Annotated in this window: 18 protein-coding genes; 7 read left to right on the forward strand and 11 right to left on the reverse strand. The window is 67.1% G+C overall.

What is annotated here, in order from left to right; all coding sequences use genetic code 11:
* Nucleotides 1-39: 39 nt before the first annotated feature.
* Nucleotides 40-417 (forward strand): hypothetical protein, encoded by a 378-nt coding sequence (locus ACYVN4_RS41520; protein WP_460729151.1) that lies wholly within the window; start codon nt 40-42, stop codon nt 415-417.
* Nucleotides 418-498: 81 nt separating this feature from the next.
* Here the strand turns inward: ACYVN4_RS41520 and ACYVN4_RS41525 are convergent, their stop codons facing one another.
* Nucleotides 499-960, reverse strand: coding sequence for a YiiD C-terminal domain-containing protein (locus tag ACYVN4_RS41525; protein ID WP_460729153.1), 462 nt, complete (start codon nt 958-960; stop codon nt 499-501).
* A 148-nt stretch (nt 961-1,108) separates the two neighbouring features.
* Between ACYVN4_RS41525 and ACYVN4_RS41530 the strand changes: the two genes are divergently transcribed.
* On the forward strand, nt 1,109-1,759 hold the full coding sequence (locus tag ACYVN4_RS41530) for a GntR family transcriptional regulator (protein ID WP_460729155.1): 651 nt from the start codon (nt 1,109-1,111) through the stop codon (nt 1,757-1,759).
* Entirely contained in the window at nt 1,759-2,985 is a 1,227-nt protein-coding gene (locus ACYVN4_RS41535; RefSeq protein WP_460729157.1) for an MFS transporter, read from the forward strand. The genes ACYVN4_RS41530 and ACYVN4_RS41535 overlap by 1 nt, the downstream gene beginning before the upstream one ends.
* A 1-nt stretch (nt 2,986) precedes the next feature.
* Here ACYVN4_RS41535 and ACYVN4_RS41540 read toward each other — a convergent pair whose 3' ends face one another.
* A complete protein-coding gene (locus ACYVN4_RS41540; protein ID WP_460729159.1) occupies nt 2,987-3,676 on the reverse strand; it encodes a dienelactone hydrolase family protein in 690 nt (229 codons plus the stop codon).
* 60 nt (nt 3,677-3,736) lie between these two features.
* The gene (locus ACYVN4_RS41545) at nt 3,737-4,060 is read right to left on the reverse strand and encodes a rhodanese-like domain-containing protein (protein ID WP_460729161.1); all 324 of its coding nucleotides are present in this window, start codon (nt 4,058-4,060) and stop codon (nt 3,737-3,739) included.
* An 85-nt stretch (nt 4,061-4,145) separates the two neighbouring features.
* On the opposite strand from ACYVN4_RS41545, the gene ACYVN4_RS41550 reads away from it, so the two are divergent.
* On the forward strand, nt 4,146-4,619 hold the full coding sequence (locus ACYVN4_RS41550) for a MarR family winged helix-turn-helix transcriptional regulator (RefSeq protein WP_379357978.1): 474 nt from the start codon (nt 4,146-4,148) through the stop codon (nt 4,617-4,619).
* Nucleotides 4,619-5,611: an LLM class F420-dependent oxidoreductase gene (locus ACYVN4_RS41555; RefSeq protein ID WP_460729163.1), complete on the forward strand. Its 993-nt coding sequence runs from the start codon at nt 4,619-4,621 to the stop codon at nt 5,609-5,611. The genes ACYVN4_RS41550 and ACYVN4_RS41555 overlap by 1 nt, the downstream gene beginning before the upstream one ends.
* Before the next feature lie 11 nt (nt 5,612-5,622).
* Here the strand turns inward: ACYVN4_RS41555 and ACYVN4_RS41560 are convergent, their stop codons facing one another.
* From ACYVN4_RS41560 to ACYVN4_RS41570, 3 genes are all read right to left on the reverse strand, one after another.
* On the reverse strand, nt 5,623-6,237 hold the full coding sequence (locus ACYVN4_RS41560; RefSeq protein ID WP_460729165.1) for a disulfide bond formation protein B: 615 nt from the start codon (nt 6,235-6,237) through the stop codon (nt 5,623-5,625).
* Complete coding sequence (locus ACYVN4_RS41565) at nt 6,234-6,395, reverse strand: hypothetical protein (RefSeq protein ID WP_379357983.1); 162 nt, start codon at nt 6,393-6,395, stop codon at nt 6,234-6,236. Before ACYVN4_RS41565 ends, ACYVN4_RS41560 begins: the two co-directional genes overlap by 4 nt.
* A 392-nt stretch (nt 6,396-6,787) precedes the next feature.
* Nucleotides 6,788-8,104 carry a family 1 glycosylhydrolase gene (locus ACYVN4_RS41570; protein ID WP_460729167.1) on the reverse strand — a complete coding sequence of 439 codons (1,317 nt, stop codon included), beginning with the start codon at nt 8,102-8,104 and terminating at the stop codon, nt 6,788-6,790.
* A gap of 67 nt (nt 8,105-8,171) precedes the next feature.
* Between ACYVN4_RS41570 and ACYVN4_RS41575 the strand changes: the two genes are divergently transcribed.
* The gene (locus ACYVN4_RS41575) at nt 8,172-8,753 is read left to right on the forward strand and encodes a TetR/AcrR family transcriptional regulator (protein ID WP_460729169.1); all 582 of its coding nucleotides are present in this window, start codon (nt 8,172-8,174) and stop codon (nt 8,751-8,753) included.
* Here the strand turns inward: ACYVN4_RS41575 and ACYVN4_RS41580 are convergent.
* The 3 genes from ACYVN4_RS41580 to ACYVN4_RS41590 are packed head-to-tail and all read right to left on the reverse strand — an operon-like array spanning nt 8,750 to nt 12,150.
* Nucleotides 8,750-10,273 carry a YfcC family protein gene (locus tag ACYVN4_RS41580; RefSeq protein WP_460729171.1) on the reverse strand — a complete coding sequence of 508 codons (1,524 nt, stop codon included), beginning with the start codon at nt 10,271-10,273 and terminating at the stop codon, nt 8,750-8,752. The genes ACYVN4_RS41575 and ACYVN4_RS41580 overlap by 4 nt on opposite strands.
* A complete protein-coding gene (locus tag ACYVN4_RS41585; RefSeq protein WP_460729173.1) occupies nt 10,270-11,619 on the reverse strand; it encodes a M20/M25/M40 family metallo-hydrolase in 1,350 nt (449 codons plus the stop codon). The genes ACYVN4_RS41580 and ACYVN4_RS41585 overlap by 4 nt, the downstream gene beginning before the upstream one ends.
* 30 nt (nt 11,620-11,649) lie before the next feature.
* Complete coding sequence (locus ACYVN4_RS41590) at nt 11,650-12,150, reverse strand: hypothetical protein (RefSeq protein ID WP_460729175.1); 501 nt, start codon at nt 12,148-12,150, stop codon at nt 11,650-11,652.
* 228 nt (nt 12,151-12,378) lie between these two features.
* Between ACYVN4_RS41590 and ACYVN4_RS41595 the strand changes: the two genes are divergently transcribed.
* A complete protein-coding gene (locus tag ACYVN4_RS41595) occupies nt 12,379-13,404 on the forward strand; it encodes a helix-turn-helix domain-containing protein (RefSeq protein WP_460729177.1) in 1,026 nt (341 codons plus the stop codon).
* A gap of 11 nt (nt 13,405-13,415) precedes the next feature.
* On the opposite strand, the gene ACYVN4_RS41600 is transcribed toward ACYVN4_RS41595, so the two are convergent.
* Together ACYVN4_RS41600 and ACYVN4_RS41605 are read right to left on the reverse strand one after the other, a co-directional pair.
* Nucleotides 13,416-15,812 (reverse strand): aminotransferase class I/II-fold pyridoxal phosphate-dependent enzyme, encoded by a 2,397-nt coding sequence (locus tag ACYVN4_RS41600; protein WP_460729178.1) that lies wholly within the window; start codon nt 15,810-15,812, stop codon nt 13,416-13,418.
* Nucleotides 15,809-16,825 carry a helix-turn-helix domain-containing protein gene (locus tag ACYVN4_RS41605; protein WP_460729180.1) on the reverse strand — a complete coding sequence of 339 codons (1,017 nt, stop codon included), beginning with the start codon at nt 16,823-16,825 and terminating at the stop codon, nt 15,809-15,811. Before ACYVN4_RS41605 ends, ACYVN4_RS41600 begins: the two co-directional genes overlap by 4 nt.
* Between the last annotated feature and the right edge of the window lie 255 nt (nt 16,826-17,080).

A 17,080-nucleotide genomic window follows, 5' to 3' on the forward strand; every position in this document is an offset into this window, starting at 1 on the left:
GGGTTTACAGCCGTGACCATAGGAAAGGGGTTTTGTTTCGTGAAGACCGTGTACCGCGTCACCCTGGCCGCGCTCGCCTGCGCCGTTTCCGTAGCCCTCGCCGCACCGGCGTCGGCCGATGCCGCGCCGCAGCGGATCACGCTCGACTACTCCAAGGGCAAGTGCGCCCAGACCACCTTGACCGCGCACTCGTTCACGCCCACCACGCTGGAGATCACCACCTCCAACAACTTCACCGACGACGCCAAGATCGACATGAACGGCCAGCGGGTCGCGCTGCCGGACACCTACGGCGCGCAGACCACCAAGATCGACCTCGGCACCCCGATGCCCGGGGCCATCCCGTTCAAGGTGTCCGGCTCGGAGTGGCCGGGCAGCGCGGGCACCGGCTGCGAGGGCTGGATCATCGTCGCCTGAGCGAGAACACGATCGATCGACCGACCGCGACACCGAGCGAGCCCCGGGAGAATGCTCCCGGGGCTCGCTCGTGTCCACGGCCTACTTGGCGTGTGCGCGCAGCTGGTACAGGCCCTCGGTCTCGACGACGACCACACCGTTGGCGTCGGTGACGACGGCCTTCAGCACGTAGTCGGCCTTGCCCTTGGCCTCCGCCTCCTCGGCGATGCGCGCGATCTCCTCCGCGGAGATCGACGCCTCGGCCCGCACATCGGTGGCCGCCGGCTTGCGGAAGTAGATGTGCAGGTCCTTCACCAGCGGGAAGTACTTGCTCATATCGAAGCTCGCGATGGCGAGCGCGCCACCGAGCACCTCGGCGACGGTGAACAGCACCCCGGCGTACATGACGCCGAAGTGGTTGCCATTGCCCTCGATCGGCACCGTGGTGGCCGCGAAGCCCGGGCGCACCTCGTCGGCTCGCACGCCCATCTTGTGCGCGACCGGAATCGTGAATTCCATGCCACCGTTCACGACCTCGTTCAGCGGCGGGGCGTCGTTCGCCATGCGGACCTCCTCGTCCTGGATACGGACACTTACTGACGTAGTGCCAACAGGATGAATCATCGTGGGTGAGAGGGTTGTGGCGCAACTCCCTCACCGCTGCGCGTGAACCCCGCCACATCTGAGCTAATCATCCTACGACGCAACTAGTATGCAAGTCGTGTCCAAGCCGCTTTCCGCCGCCGAGCGGGCCTATCGCGAGATCAAGGAACGCATCCTCAACGGCGACCTGCCGGGCGGGGAGCTGGTCAGCGAGAACGAGATCGCCGGGGAACTCGGTACCTCCCGCACCCCCGTGCGCGAGGCGTTCCTGCGCCTCGAGACCGAGGGCTGGATGCGGCTGTACCCCAAGCGCGGGGCGCTCGTCGTACCCGTTCCGTCGCACGAGGCCGAGCACGTCATCCACGCCCGCTACGTGGTGGAAACCGGTGCGGTCGACGCGCTCACCCGCGTCGCGCGCGCCGGACTCATCCCCCGGCTGCGCACCTCCCTCGACCGCCAACAGGAACTGGCCGAGCTCGGCGATCTCGACGAATTCGCCATCGTGGACGCCGATTTCCATCGCGAATACGTGGTGGCCGCCGACAATCCGCTGCTCACCGGCTTCTACGACTCGCTGCGCGAACGCCAGCGCCGGATGAACAGCGTGGCGCTGCACCGGGGCGAGACCAATCCCGAGCGCATCATCGCGCAGCACACCCGACTCACCGATCTGATCGAGGCCGCCGACGGCGCCGGTTTCGCCGAAGCACTCGCCGAGCACCTCACCCACGTGCACGGCGTGACCCTGAGAGGACTGTGATGGCGACGTTGACCGCCGCCGGTACCCGCACCACCGGCATCGGCACGCACCCCAAGGCTTGGCTGAGCGTCTCCGCCGCGATCTTCGCGATCGCCTGGGGCGGCAATGAATTCACCCCGCTACTGGTCATGTACAAGCGCGACGGCCTGTCCGTCGCCACGGTGGATCTGCTGCTGTTCGAGTACGTGCTCGGCATCATTCCCGCCCTGCTGATCGGCGGCCCGCTCTCGGACCGCCTCGGCCGCCGGGTCCTCATGCGACCCGCTCCCCTGATCGCGGCGCTCGGTTCGACCCTGCTGGCCTTCGGATCCGATTCCGTCCCCATGCTTTCCGCGGGGCGCGTGCTCTGCGGTATCGCGCTGGGCCTGGCCATGGCCGTCGGATCGAGCTGGCTCAAGGAACTTTCGCAGTCGCCCTTCACCGCCGAGACCGTGTCCGGTACGGGCGCGCGGCGCTCGGCCATGAGCCTGACCGGCGGCTTCGGCATCGGCGCGGGCGTCGCGGGCGTGCTGGCCCAGTGGGGTCCCTGGCCCGACACCTTCGCCTACCTGATCAATGTGACGCTGTGCCTGCTGGCGGCGGTGTGGCTGTTCCGCGCCCCGGAAACCATTGCCCCGCAGCAGCACCCGGGACGACTACGCGATGACCTGAAGGTCCCGGCGGCATCGCACCACCGCTTCCGCACCGTCGCCATCCCGCTGTGCCTGTGGTTGTTCACCTGCTCGGCGGTGGCCTACGCCATCCTGCCGACCCTCCTGATGCCGAAGGTGCACAGCGCTCCCGTCGCGTTCTCGGCGCTCATCACCGTCATCACGCTGGGCTGCGGCTTCGGCATTCAGTCCGTCGCCCGCCGGATCGATCGCCCGGGCACCCTGCGCCTGCCCGTGCTGGCACTGACCCTGGTCATCACCGGCATGGTGCTGGCCGCCGCCGCGGCCGCCACCCTCGCCATGTGGCTGACCGTGCTGACCGCCATCGCGCTGGGCATGGGCTTCGGCAGCGGACTGGTCGCGGGCCTGCTCGAAATCGAGCGGATGGCCCGGCCCGACGACCTCGCGGGACTGACCGCGGTCTTCTACGCGATCAGCTACCTCGGCTTCGGCGTCCCCGCCGTCATGGCGGTCTGCCACGACAGCACCGGCATCGGCTATCCGGCCATGCTGGGCGTGCTCGCCGCCGGATGCGCGGTCTGTCTCGCGATCGTGAGCCGTTCCCGCCCGGCGTGATTCAGCCCAGGTGGGTCTCGAAGAAGGCGAAGATGCGCTTCCAGGCATCCTCGGTGGCCTCCTCGTTGTAGCCGAGCCCGGTCACCCGCATGATCGGCTCGGCCGGGGTGAGGTTCGCGAACGAGTGGGTGACACCGGGATAGGTCTTCACGTCGTGGTCGATGCCGTACTCGCTCAGCACGCGTTCGAGTTTCGGACCGCGGCGCGGATTGGCCGGGTCGAGCGCGCCGTAGCTGGCCACGATGGGGCAGGAGCCGCGCAGCATCTCGTCGTAATTACCACGGCCCGAGGGATAGAACGGCGCAGCGGCGTCGAAACCCTTGGTGGCGGCCAGGAGTGCGAACCCGCCGCCCAGGCAGAAGCCGACCACAGCGACCCGGCCGGTGCAGTTCGGATCCCCGATGAGCTGGGTGCGGGCGCTGAGGATGTCCTTGACCGTGGTGCCGTCGCCATTGGCGAGCAGCTCACGCATCATGCCGGGCACGCAGCGAACGCGGCCGCGCGCGAACAGGTTCGGGGCGATGGCGAGATAGCCGTTGTCGGCCAGCCGCTTGGCGGCGGCCTGCACGTCGGCGCTCATCCCCATCCCGTCGTGTAGAACGACCACGCCCGGCCAGGGTCCAGCCCCGGCCGGGGTGGCCACGAAGGCGTCGATGGTGCCGTTCGGGGTGGTCAGCTGGATCGTGCTCATCGGTGAGCCCCTTCGTCGTGGATCGAACCAACCACCGCATCCTATATCTGTCTGGGACAATTATCCTTCGACGGGCAGGCCCGCCTCGGTCCAATCCTGAATGCCGTCACGGTATTTGCGGACATTGGTGTAGCCGAGCTGCTCCAGCTTGGTGGCCACGTGCTGGCTGTTCGCGCAGGCGGCGTTGGAGCAGTAGGTGACGATGGCCGCGGCCCGGTCCGGGAGTAGCTGCGGGGCACGGGTTTCCACCTCGTCCTCGACCAGGGCGACGGCGCCGGGGAGATGGGCCTTGGCGTAGTACTCGCCGCCGAGCGCGTCGAGCACGATCACCGAACCCGTCTCGATCTCCTGGACCAGTTCCTCGCGGGTGATGAGTGCGGTCATGGGAATTCCTTTCCGAGCACGAAAGTGTGTGCGTGTGCACGCTACTACTTATGTGCGGGCGCACGCAACTGGTTAGAATGGCCGGGTGCCCGCCTCCCGCTCCCATCCGGCCGTCCACGCCTGGTCCGCCCTGCTGCAGGTCCACGCCAAACTCGTGCCCGAACTCGACGCCGCCCTGCGCCGCGCCACCGGACTCCCGCTGAGCTGGTACGACGTCCTGCTGGAACTCGACGGGCCGCAACGACTCCGGATGAGCGACCTCGGCGAACGCGTCGTGCTCAGCCGCACCCGGGTCTCGCGGCTGGTCACCGAGATGGAATCCCACGGTTTGGTTCGGCGTGAATCCAATCCCGACGACGGGCGCTCGGCCTTCGTGAGCATCACCGATGCGGGCCGCCGCCGCTTCCGCGAGGCCGCGCCGCACTATCTGGACGGCATCCAAGCGCGCTTCGGAGGCAGACTGGACGCGGCCGAACTCGAGACCGTGGCATCGGCGCTGCGCAAGGTGCTCGGCCCGGCCGAGGTGACCCCACCGGATTCGAACAGAGGAGACATCTAGTGCGTTTCGGCATCTTCATCCCGCAGGGCTGGCGGCTCGACCTGGTCGGGATCGACCCCGCGGCGCAGTGGGGAGTGATGCGAGACCTGGCCCGGCGGGCCGACTCCGGCGACGCCTGGGAATCGCTGTGGGTCTACGACCACTTCCACACCGTCCCGGCCCCCACCGAGGAGGCCACCCACGAGGCGTGGTCGCTGATGTCCGCGTTCGCCGCCAGCACCTCGCGCATTCGGCTGGGCCAGATGTGCACCGCCATGAGCTACCGCAATCCCGCCTACCTGGCCAAGATCGCGGCCACCGTGGACCTCATCTCCGGCGGACGCGTGGAGATGGGCATCGGCGGCGGCTGGTACGAGCACGAATGGCGCGCCTACGGCTACGGATTCCCCTCCGCCGGAGTGCGATTGGGCCGCCTCGACGAGGGCGTCCAGATCTTCAAGCAGGCCTGGACCACGGGCAAGGCCACCCTCGACGGCAAGCACTACCAGGTCGACGGGGCCATCGTGCGGCCGCTGCCCTTGCAGGAGGGCGGAATTCCGATCTGGATCGCGGGCGGCGGCGAGAAGGTGACGCTGCGCATTGCGGCGAAGTACGCGCAGTACACCAACTTTGCGGGCGATCCGGCGACGTTCACCCAGAAGTCGGAGCTGCTGCGCGAGCACTGTGCCGCGGTCGGAACGGATTTCGACGCCATTACCCGCAGCTCCAATTTCAATACCCTGGTCGGCGCGACCGAGGCCGAGGTACAGCAGCGGCTGGCCGAGCTGGAGGCCCGGCTCGTCCCGTTCATCGGCGCGGAGGCCGCGGCCCAGCACCTGAAGGATGTCTTCCACAACTCCCCCGCCGTCGGCACGCCCGAGCAGATCATCGAGCGGCTCTCGGAGGTCAAGCGGCTGGGGCTGGGCTACTCCATCCACTACTTCCCCGAAACCGCCTATGACACCAGCGGTTTGGAGCTCTTCGAGCGTGAAGTGATCCCAGCCCTGCGCTGAACTCCGACCGGCTACCGGAACAGGTCGGTGAAGAACTGGTAGCCGGTGGGGTCGCCGGTCATCTTCCAGTGCAGTCCCTGCAGGAAGAAGCAGGCGATCAGGTTGGTGGCGGCGAAGGCGAGCAGTACGGCCGGAGTGATCCGTGCTGCCCGCCGCAGGGCGACGGAAGTCGCTGCGGCCCTGCGGGGTTCGCTGTAGGCGGTCAGGAAGAGCACGATGCCCGCGGCGAGCACGGCCATCACGAAGGTGATGAAGGCCCAGGTGTAGAGGTGCAGGCCGAAGAGCGCACCGGCGTAGCCGGGATCGTCGGGCGCGATGTGCATGAGCACCTGGGCTCCGGACACGAAGCTGCCGAGAATGGCGGCCATGATCGCCCAGCCCCAGCCGGAGGCGAACTCCCGGGTGGTCACCAGCCCGGTACGGGAGCGGACGATGATGTAGGTCGGCCCGATCGCACTGAGCAGGAAGAACATTCGTTGCAGCAGGCACATCGGGCAGGGGTACTCCCACAGCCCGAACTGGAAGACGTAGGCCCCGAGCAGGGTGGCGCACATGCCGATCACGTAGACGTGCGCGAACCACAGTCCGAGCTTGTTGGACAGGGTGGGCGAATCGGTGGTGGTCACAGTCCCACCTCGAAGTGGTGGCCGGTGACGTGGGGCAGGAAAGCCAGGACCGACAGGGCCAAGGTCGCCGAGCACAGACCCATCGCGTAGCCCCGCGGCCAACTTCGAACCACCGCCACCACACACAGCAGGATGAGGGCAAAGAGCAGGGTGTACATGATGTCCTGATTTCGTCGGGGATTCGGTCACTCCCTACTTTTCACCCGACGTGAACCCGCTGGTAGACACCCCATTCCGATGCACCCATAGAACCGGACTATGACCATCCCCCGGAGGTCGCCCACCGGACCGGCCCGCAGTGGGACGACCCCGGTGCGCGGCCGGACGGTTCGGGGGGAAGCTCCCGAGCACCCGGGTAACGGGATCCTGCGAGCCGATCCGGCGAGCCGCCGGATGGTCTTCGACGCGACGCGATTCGATCACGCACCGCCCGGGATATCTTTCCCGACATCACCGTTCGCCGCCTCTCGTCGACCGCACACCGGAATGGCGAGAATGGGTCACCCGGGCGCGATGGACGCGATCGGGTCAGTGCGGCACGGTGACAAAGTCAGTGCGGCACGGTGACCGGGTCCGTGCAACTGGTGAGCGGATCGACCAGGGAGCAGGACTTGGGGTCGCGGGTGGGGCGGTAGTCGGCGGGGACGCCGCCGTCACGGGTGATGGCGGTGTAGGCCGGGACCGCGTCGGTGGGGCGCCGGGTCAGGGTGGGGTCGGTCAGGACGTCGACGGTATAGAGGCCGAAACGCGGGGTGTAGGAACCCCATTCGTAGTTGTCGGTGAGGCTCCAGTAGTTGTAGCCGATCACATTCATGCCGTCTGCCTTGGCACGCTGCACCCAATAGATGGTGTCGCGCAGGTCGTCGGCGCGGGTGTAGCCGTCGGCACGCGGCGCGCCGTTCTCGGTGGGCATGCCGTTCTCCACGATATAGAGCGGCTTGCCCGGGAAGGCACGCGAATAGTGTTCCAGCGCATAGTAGATGCCGTCGGCCTGCAACGGGTTGTTCCACAATTCGGTGCTGGCGGGCGAGCGCAGGGCGTCGGGCGAGAGGCCGTAGTAGTAATCGATGCCGATGTAGTCGAGCTTGGCGGCGATCTTGCCGATGAGCGGGCCGTTGATCGCGTCCTCGGCGGTGGGGATGTAGGCGACATTGCTGGTCACCTGCGCGCCCGGCTGCACCTGGTGGATGTAGTCGTAGATCGCATTGTGCGCCTGCGCGATTCGATCCTGCATGACCGGGACGGCGGTCGCGGGCAGGGTGCCCAGCCGGACCTCGTTGATCATGTACATGGTCGGCTCGTTGAAGGTCACCCACAGCGGATTGCCGGAGGCGTAGCGGTCCACCAGCTTTCGCGCGTTGGCCAGCCATTCGTCCACCATTCCGGCGTGGTTCCAGCCGCCGCGGTCGGCCTCCCAGCCCGGGTACACCCAGTGATCCAGCGTCAGCATCGGCCGCATACCAGCCGCCTCGATCGCGCCGATCACCCTGTCGTAGAAGCGAAGTCCGTCCTCGTCCCACACGCCCGGCTGCGGCTGCACCCGCGCCCATTCGATGCCGATCCGGTACACCTTCACTCCCAGCTGCTTGGCCAGCTGGATGTCAGACTGGTACCGGTCGTAGAAATCGATCGAGTCCCGATAGGGGTCGTCGGTCTTGCCCGACGCCGCGTAGCGCGACCAATTGCTGTCCGGCGCATGGCCTTCGGACTGGAAGCCGGACGCCGCCACTCCCCAGAGGAAGTCCGGCCCCAGCGGGGCGATCCGCGCGGGCGGCTCCGGCCGGGCGAAGGCCGGGGCGGCGGTAGCGGTCAGCGCGGCGGAAGCGGCGAGAACGACCAGGGGCAGCGTGCGACGGCGGAAGCGCATAACGAAAACCGTACAGTGCACGGTTTTGGAGGACAAGAAACTCTCAGAGTCCGCTTAGACTTTCCCGGTGGTGAAACGCGGACCCTACGGAAAGGGCATCGAGCGCCGGGAGCAGATCCTGGAGGCCGCCCTGCGCACGATCGCCGAGCGCGGCTTCCTGGCGACCTCGGTGGCCGAACTGGCCGAGGCGGTCGGCCTGAGTCAGAGCGGGTTGCTGCACTACTTCGGTTCCAAGGAAGAGCTGTTCGTCGCGGTGCTGCGCAAGCGCGACGAGGTCGACATGGTGGCCGCGGGCGAGCCCGGCCCCGACCTGCTGGTCAAGATCATTCGCCGGAACACCCAGGTGCCCGGCCTGATCGAGCTGTTCACCCACATGCAGGCGGCGGCCGCCGACCCCCGCCATCCCGCGCACGCGTACATGCGCGCCCACTACGAACTCGGGACGGCGGGCTTCGCCCAACTGCTGCGCGCCATGCAGCAGGCGGGCACCATCCCCTCCGGCGTGGATCCCGAGGTCATGGCCACGGCGTTCATGGCGCTCGCCGACGGCCTGCAGTCGCGCTGGCTCATCGACCCTTCGCTCGATATGGAGTTCCACCTCCACCAGTTCTGGATCCAGTACACCGGCATGCCGTTCCCGGGCGCCTAACCGATCCAGGCCGCGATCGCCAGGAACACGCAGATCAGCACGAACAGGATCGCCATCAGCGGGACGATGAACCGCACGTACCGGTCGTAGCGCACCTTCGCCAGCGCGATACCACCGGTCACCACCGCGGTCGTCGGGGTGACCAGGTTCGCCCAGCCCGAGGCCGACTGCCAGCCCGTCACCACCAATGACCGTGGCACATGGGCGAAGTCGGCGAGCGGGGCCATGATCGGCATGGCCAGCGTGGCATGGCCCGAGGTGGAGGGGATGAGGAAGGCCAGCGGCACGTTCACCAGGAACACCGCCACCGCGAACACCGCCGAGGAGGTGCCCGACACCACGCCCTCCAGCGCGTGCAGCACCGTGCTGGTGATCTGGGTGTTGTTCATGATGACGGTGACCCCGCGCGCCAGCACGATGACGAAACCCGCGCCGACGAAGTCGCTGAATCCCTTGCCCACGTTCTCCGACATCTTGCCCTCGCCGAGCCCGCCCATCAGGCCGACCACGATGGCGCCGATCAGGAACAGCGCGGTGAGCTCCGGGAAGTACCAGTCCAGCTCCCAGACATAGGGTTTCGCGTCCGGGCCCTTGATCACCGTGCCCCACGGGATGATCGAGAAGATCATGAACGCGAAGGTGAGGCCGACCAGCCACAGCACCGCCACCTGCCGCTTGGTCATCGGATCCGGTTCGTGCTCATCGGCTTTCACGTCACGGTCACCGGGTTCCCAACCCGACCAGGACTTCTCGGGGTCGGCCTTCACCCGGCGCGCGTACCAGATGACGTAGGCGACGGTGACCGCCGTCAGTACCACCAGCATGGCCAGTCGCAGCACGATGCCGTCGCCGATGGCGATGCCCGCCGCCGAGGAGGCGGTGCCGGTGGCGAAGGGATTCACCGTCGAGCACAGCACCCCGATGCCCGCGCCCGCGATGATCGCGCCGACGGCGGTCATCCGGTCGTAGCCCAGGGCCAAGGTCAGCGGCACCAGCAGGGCGTAGAAGCCCAGCGTCTCCTCGGCGAAACCCTCGACCGTACCGGCGACCGCGAACACCACCATGATGCCGACGATCAGCAGGTACGAGCGGTTGCGCAGCTTGAAGGCCAGCCGGCCGATACCGCTGTCGAGCGCGCCGGTGGCGAAGGCGACGGTGATGAACGCACCCACCGCCAGCACGAACAGGAACACTGCGGCCGCACCGTAGAGCGAACCGGCCGCGTCGGGCGCGACCTGGCCGGTCTTGTCGTCCTGGATGCCGTAGAGGCCGTTGATCGGCGCCAGGAACAGGTCCCGCACCCGTGCGCCGAAACCCTTGGCGTCGGTGAGGCGGTGATAGGAGCCCGCGATCGGGTGGCCCTTGGCGTCGGTGTCGTAGGCACCCGGCGGAATCACGAAGGCGGCCAACCAGACTGCCAGGGTGACCCCGGCGAGGATCGTGTAGGTGGACGGGAACGTCCACTTCTTGCGATGCCGAGGGGCTTTCGGGGCGGCGTCGACGGTGGCGGTGTCGCTCACTTGCGCATCCTCTCCGCGAACAGCCGGAAGAACTCGGCCTCGGCCAGCGTCACATTCCGCAACTCGCTCACCAGCACCCGCTCGTTGAAGCCGTGCATATTGCACTTGGAATCCTCGACGCCGAGCATCAGCACCTCGGCATTCGGATTGGCCGCGGCCATCGAATTGGTCAGCGGAATCGACCCGCCCATGGCCGAGTCGACGGCATCCACACCCCATGCCTTCGTCATGGCCGCGCTCATCGCCGCGTAGGCGGGACCGCTTGTGCCCGCGGCGAATCCGGCTCCGACATCGCCGCCGGTCACCTCGAGCTCGACCCCGAAGGGCTTCACCTTCTTCAAGTGCTCGATGACCGCGCGTTGCCCCTCGGCCGGATCCTGCTCCGGATGCACCCGCACGTTCAGATACGCCTTCGCATACGGAACCACCGCGGACGCAGCGGTTTTCGTCGGCGGCGCGTCCAATCCGATGACCGTGATCGCCGGGCCGTACCAGATCCGCTCCCCGATCGGACCGGTTCCCAGCAACGGCATGCCGGGCTCCATCCCGGTCACCTCGGCGAACTCCTTGTCGGTGTAGTTCGCGCCCTTCCACTTGTCACGGCGCAACCCGGCCACCGCCACATTCCCGTCGGCGTCGTGCAGCGTCGACAGCGCGGCGATCAACGCCAGCAACGCATCCGGCGCGGCCCCACCGAACTGCCCCGAATGCACCGGCGCGGCCAACGTCCGCACCTCCACGAACACATCCGCCACCCCGCGCAACGCCGTCACCAGCGTCGGCTGCCCCGCCCGAATGTTCCCCGCATCGCAGATGAGCAACGCATCGGCCTGAAAGAGCTCCGGATGCTCTGCCGGATAGTCATCGAAGACCGACCCGAACTCCTCCTGCCCCTCGATCACCACCGTCACCCCCACCGGCGGCTTCCCCCCGTACGCCCGCAACGCCCCGATATGCGCCACCACATTGGCCTTGCAGTCCGCAGCGCCCCGCCCGTAAATCGCCCCATCCTTCTCGGTAGGCGTGAACGGCGGTGTATGCCACAGACTTTCATCCCCCGAAGGCTGCACGTCGTAATGCCCGTACAACAGCACGGTCGGCGCCCCCTCCGGAGCCGGAATCCGCCCGTAGATCACCGGCGAGGTGTCCGGCAGATCCAACACCCGAATCTCCCCCACCCCCGACTTCCGCAACTCCTCCGCAACAAGATCGTGCGCCTTCCGCACGTTCTCCTTCGGATAGTCCGGAAACGCAATCGAAGGGATAGAAACCAGCTGTCCGAGCAGACCCTTCAACTCGGGCATCAACCCATCAACAGCGCCGCTCAGCTCCTGATCCAGGTCCATTCCGCTATCGAACCACCCGATCAGCGGAAATCAGCGAATCTCGAGCGACACGCTGCCCCCACGCTGTCCCGCCATCACCAGCCCCGTCGCCAGGGCCGCCACCACGAACACCAGCGACGGCAGGGTCGCCAGCGCGTACAGCATCCGCCACAGCACCGTCGACACCGTCAGACAACCGAGCAGGAATCGCTGCGGCACAAACCCTCCCGGACATCGCGGTCCACGCCGCCGGTGCCCGCCGCGCCCCGCCCGCCGCGCATCGCGCTGCGCGATCCGCGTGGCCAGCCGGACCACCACCTCCGCCAGTTCCAGCCCCAGCGACGCCGCGCACTCCCCTCCGGCGCGCAGCGCCGCCTCCCCCTCCAGCAGGGGATCACTGAGCATCTCGTCGAGTCGCATGCCCGCGACCGCCTGCTCGTGCGTCAACAATCTCCCCGGCAACCACGTCAGCATCCATCTCCCGCCGTCGGGGTCCGGGATGTAGTACGCGATCTCCGGGGTGACATCGCTGGTTATCGACCGATCGGTCACGTGCAGTGTCATATCCTCGCCGCTCTCTGCTTGCCGTTCCCGGTACCGAAAGTCTGCGATCGCGAACCTGTGGCATCCATCGAACTGCGCACTGTCCCTTGCCATTTGCCAGGGATTTCCGACCACCCGGCGGCCCGGTCACGAATCATCGGACGTCTGGTCGCGGTCACCGCCACGAAGTAGGCTTTTGTGACACACCGAAGGCATCGGGGTCGCGCAGGGGGCCGAATGACGCGCACTCACCCGGTCGGCGAGCCGATCGGCGAACTGGTTCGGAGGCTGCGCAAGGAACGCGGTCTCACCCAGAAATCCTTGGCCGACAGAGCGAATTGCTCACGCAGCCAGATTCAGCAGATCGAGGCCGGAACCCGCGTGCCGCAGCGGCCCCTGCGGGAAAGCCTGAGTGCGATACTCGGCGTCCCACTGCCGGCCACCGGGCGAACTGTTGTCCCGACCGAGACCCCCGGTGCCGGAATCGACAATCTCCGCATGCAATTCAACGTATTGCTGGGCAAGGATCCCGCGATGGCCGAGCACGCCCTCCGCATCACCCGACGACTTCTGGAGGCGGCCTCGGTCGATGCCGACACCGCCTCGCTGCGGGCCATCGCGTTACGGCAACTGACGCGCGCGGAAACCGTCCTGGCACAGGTCCCGTCACGGATGGTCCGGGTGCCGGAATGGAACACCATCACCGACTGGTGCACGATCCTCGAACAGGCGACGAGCTCGGTGCTGATGGTGCATGCCGTGGGATTCGCCGCGATCGGCGGCGAGGTCGGCGACGAATACCACAACATCCTGCTGCGTCTCGCGGCCCGCACCGGGTCGGCCCGGATCGACATGCGCCGGATTCATGTCATCGACGCGATCGCGGACGTCTGGCCGTACGAGGACCGACTGTGGCGGCTGACCCGCTCCGGCATGACGAACCTGGTGGTCAAACGTGACCACGCCCCCAATGCCCAGGGCCTGCTGGTGGTGGACGGAAGATTCACTGTTTCAGGCGAATACGACAACTTCCGCGAAGGACGCGTCGCGACCCGGGTCTCGGCACTACAGCCGGACATCGACTTCCATCTGGACCGGTTCACCAAACTCGACGCGCTGGCCCAGCGTGGGCGGGCGATCCAGGTCAACGAGCTGATCGCGGCGCCTCCGCTCGCGCGCTTCGCTCACCTCGACGACGGCGACTGCCGCCGCCTGTTCCGCGAAGCGCTCGAGCGGGCCTGGAACGAAATACCCTCCGCCTGAACCCGATCGATCTAGATCGCCGCACTGTAGCGCAGAATCGCGGTCGTAGCGGCGGCGCCGTAGGCGCGACTCGCGAGGTTCGGGCGGACGGACGGGAAGTTGGAGCGGTGGGTCACCGTGACTCCGTCGGCCAAGGTCACGGTGGCGTCGCCGTGGGTCGCCACGCAGTTGCCACCGGATTTCGCGGTCAGGTCGATCACCACCGCACCGCCGGGGAGCGCCTCCAGACCTGCGCGGTCCAGCAAAACCGGCGCCTGGGTTCCGCGATGGCCCGCGGCGCAGATCACCAGGTTCGGCCGAACCTCGGCAATACGCCGGGCGACCAGGTCGGGGCTCGGAGCCAGGTAGAACTCGCTGGCGCCGCGCGACAGCACTGCGGCCCGATGCTCCGCTCGGCGCCCGATCACGATCGGGGGCACGTCCCCCTGGGCGGCCGCAGCGTCCAGAGCCGCAAGCCCGGCCTGCCCACAACCGATGATCAAGGCACGCACCAGGCAATCCGGAGCATGCCCCCGCAGGCGCGCACGGCCCTCCCGGTATGCCACCTCACCGGCGATCCGGCTCATGGCGGTCAGCGGATCCAATTCGCCCGCCTCGAGATCCGGGACCATGTACTCGAAGGCCACCGATTCCACGCCCTGGCGGCTGAGCCGGTGAATGGATCGGCGACGCTGCACGGGGTCCTGGAATCCGAACAGGAGCTGACCGCTGCGGATCGGCATCGAATCCAGTTCGTAGACCGGAGGTTTCACCCAGGCGACCAGGTCGGCGGCCTCGAACACCGCGCCGGGGGTCGGTACCACCGCCGCGCCCGCGACCCGATACTCCGCATCGGTGAAATCGGCCCGCCACCCGGCGCCCTGCTCCACCACCACTCGCAGTCCACGCCCGACCAGCGTCTGCACATCCTCGGGAGTAACGGCGACACGCAGCTCGCGCGCGGCGGTTTCACGCAGCACCCCGACGGTGGCGAGCTGCGGGGACCGGGCGGGGATCCGGCGTTCGAGCAGTGCGCCGGAATACGTCAGGCCACCGTCGATGCGCTGCAGCAGCCGCTCGATGCGATCGAAAACCTCGGGGATCAGGTCGGGACCCGCTTCGCCCGTGGTGCTGCGGGGCGTGGTTACGTTGAGCCGCACGCCCATTCGCCGTGAACCGGTCCGATCGAGAGCGACACAGTCGATTCCCGCGCCCAGCAACAGCAGGTCCTCGAGATCCGCACTGGATCGCACCGCAGCCGCGGCCATCACCTCGGTGTCGAATTCGATGGTGAGGAACATGCCGTCCCGGCTGCCCAGCGGACGCAGCAGTGCGGCCCCGAACCGGGTGTCGACACCGACCATCAGCTCCCGCGCGAACTCCATTCGCTCCCTGAGCACTTTGCGGTTCTGGATCAGGTGGTCCTCCGAGGTGCCCTCGATGGTCGCCCGGACCAGATGCGTGGACTCCCGCTGGAACGCGACCCGCAGCCGCGTCCGGATCTCGGCCAGCCACCGGCTGTCACCGGAACAGGCCGCACCGAGCTTGCAGGGACCGAAGGCATTGAACGCCTTGGAATTACCCGTGATGGTGAGCATCCGATCGTAGAGCCGGACCGGACCGCGATCGGTGGGCACGACGATCGAGGCGAGCGGAATGTGCCCGTCCACCAGCAGATCGAACGACATGTCGCAGATCACCGGCACCTCGGCCGCGACCAGCACCCGGCCGATCTCGACCAGTTGCTCGGCCGTGTAATCGGCGACCACGGGATTGCCGGGCAGGGTCAGCAGCACGCCGCACAGATCGCCCTGTGCCGCATGATGTTCCAGGGTACGAGCCAGGGCCTCGGGGTCGATGCGAAATTCGTCGTCGGCCGTCACCGGAGACGTCACCATCCGCAGACCGAACTTGGCGATGTGACCGGCCACGCTCTTGTAATAGCCCTCCGGGCAGACCAGCACACCGCCCGGCCGCGCCAGCGTGGCGACCGCCTCCTCCAACAGCACCGTGCTCGAGTACGGACCAACGATCACCTGCGCGGGATCGACAGCGACACCCGGCATCCCGGGTGCAGGCTGCGAGATCCGCGCGAAGAGCCGCGTGGCCGCCAGCTTGCGGAGAATCAGCGGCTGCCGTTTGTCGTAGGGAGATCCGTCCTCGTCGGCGAATGTCGCGCCGGGCCCGGACAGCTGGCCCGTCATCACCTCCGTCCACGCGGAATTGAGAGCCGCCGCAGCGTCGTCGGCCAAGGGCAGGCCGGTCTCACCGTGGTAGGCATCGATGATCCCGCGATAGCTCCGGCCATCCGTGCCGGGGAACCGACTGTCGCTGTCGAGATATACCCGAGCGAGACGCTTGCGCTGATCGGAGCGGTCCGCGACCTCGACCGGGTCCAACGGTCCCGACACCGCGACCTGTCGGCTCATCCGGGGTTGCCTTCGATGCCCGGCTCCTCGTTGTTCCACGCCCGTCGAAGAGCGTCTCGGAAGCGGGGACGACTGACCTCGTCCAGGCGCTCGAGCCCAGCCAGTCCGGTCGTCTTCACAAGATCGTTGACTACCAGGGCCATTCCGTGATTCCTGAGCTCACGCAGATGATTGAACTTGCGTTGGGCGGCTTGCACGTCGTGTCGGAGCGTCGAGAATCTGCTGCTGTCCCGTTCCTTGCGGCGGAAATCGTAATCCCCCGCCAGCACATAACTGTCGTCGACGATGAGGATGCCCTGCGCGTTCGGAGCAAGTTCCCGATTCACCAGGATGGTTTCGACGTCGGCCCGGACCTGCTGCCAGAGCCGGTCCTCGTAGGGTTCCACGTTCACAACGTCGTCGAGAACATAGACACGCTGCACCAACACACCGGAACGTGCCTTGGAGAGGATCTCCCGGTGGTACTCGTCGCCGACATCACCGCCGATCGCGCCCAGCTCGGCCGTGTGGATCGCACAGATTCGCTGCTGTGCACGGACCAACACGGTGAGCCAGTCGAGAATCGTATTCCACTCCCGCACAACGACACTGCAGGAGGGAATCTGCGTCAACACCTCCTCTGCCCGAGCCAGCTGCCGCTCCGCGATCTCCCGCAACGGCGCGAGTGCCTCATCGGTGTCGTCGAGCGCGGCAAGACTCTGCGCGAGCGTGAGTGCCCGAGTGGCGATGTCCGGCTTCTGGTTCAGCAGGATGTCGAAGCGGATCCGGATCTCGCTGAGGGCCGCCTCGGCGTCGGTCTCGTCACCGTCACCGGGTAGCCGTTCACCCAGCGCCGCGCTCAGCTTCTCGCGCTGCGCGCGCGGAGGGGTGCGGGTGCCGTTCTCGATCTGCTGAATCAGGCTGCGCGAGCAGCCGACCCGCTTGGCCAGCGTCTCTTGCGTGAGGTTGCGTTGCTGACGCAGTCGCTTGACCACCGCGCCGATAGGCTCGCCGTCCGAGGCCGAGCGAGACATGCTCGTCTCCCATCATGTTCTGCGTTGCCCAGACGTGTCATGCAAAGCCCATCCTAAGCACGCTGTGGCATTTTCGCCATTACAGGCCTTGCAAAACGCGGCGGATTCTTTTACAGGCCGAGTTAAGTGGACAAACACGTCAAAGCGGATTCTTGATCCATCATCCAAATTGCCGCCACCGACAGCGGATTTCAGATCTATCCAGCCCAAAATGCGTAAACTGAGCGATATTTCAGATAGTCATACTCGATAGTG

The sequence above is a fragment of the Nocardia heshunensis genome, from assembly GCF_054782115.1.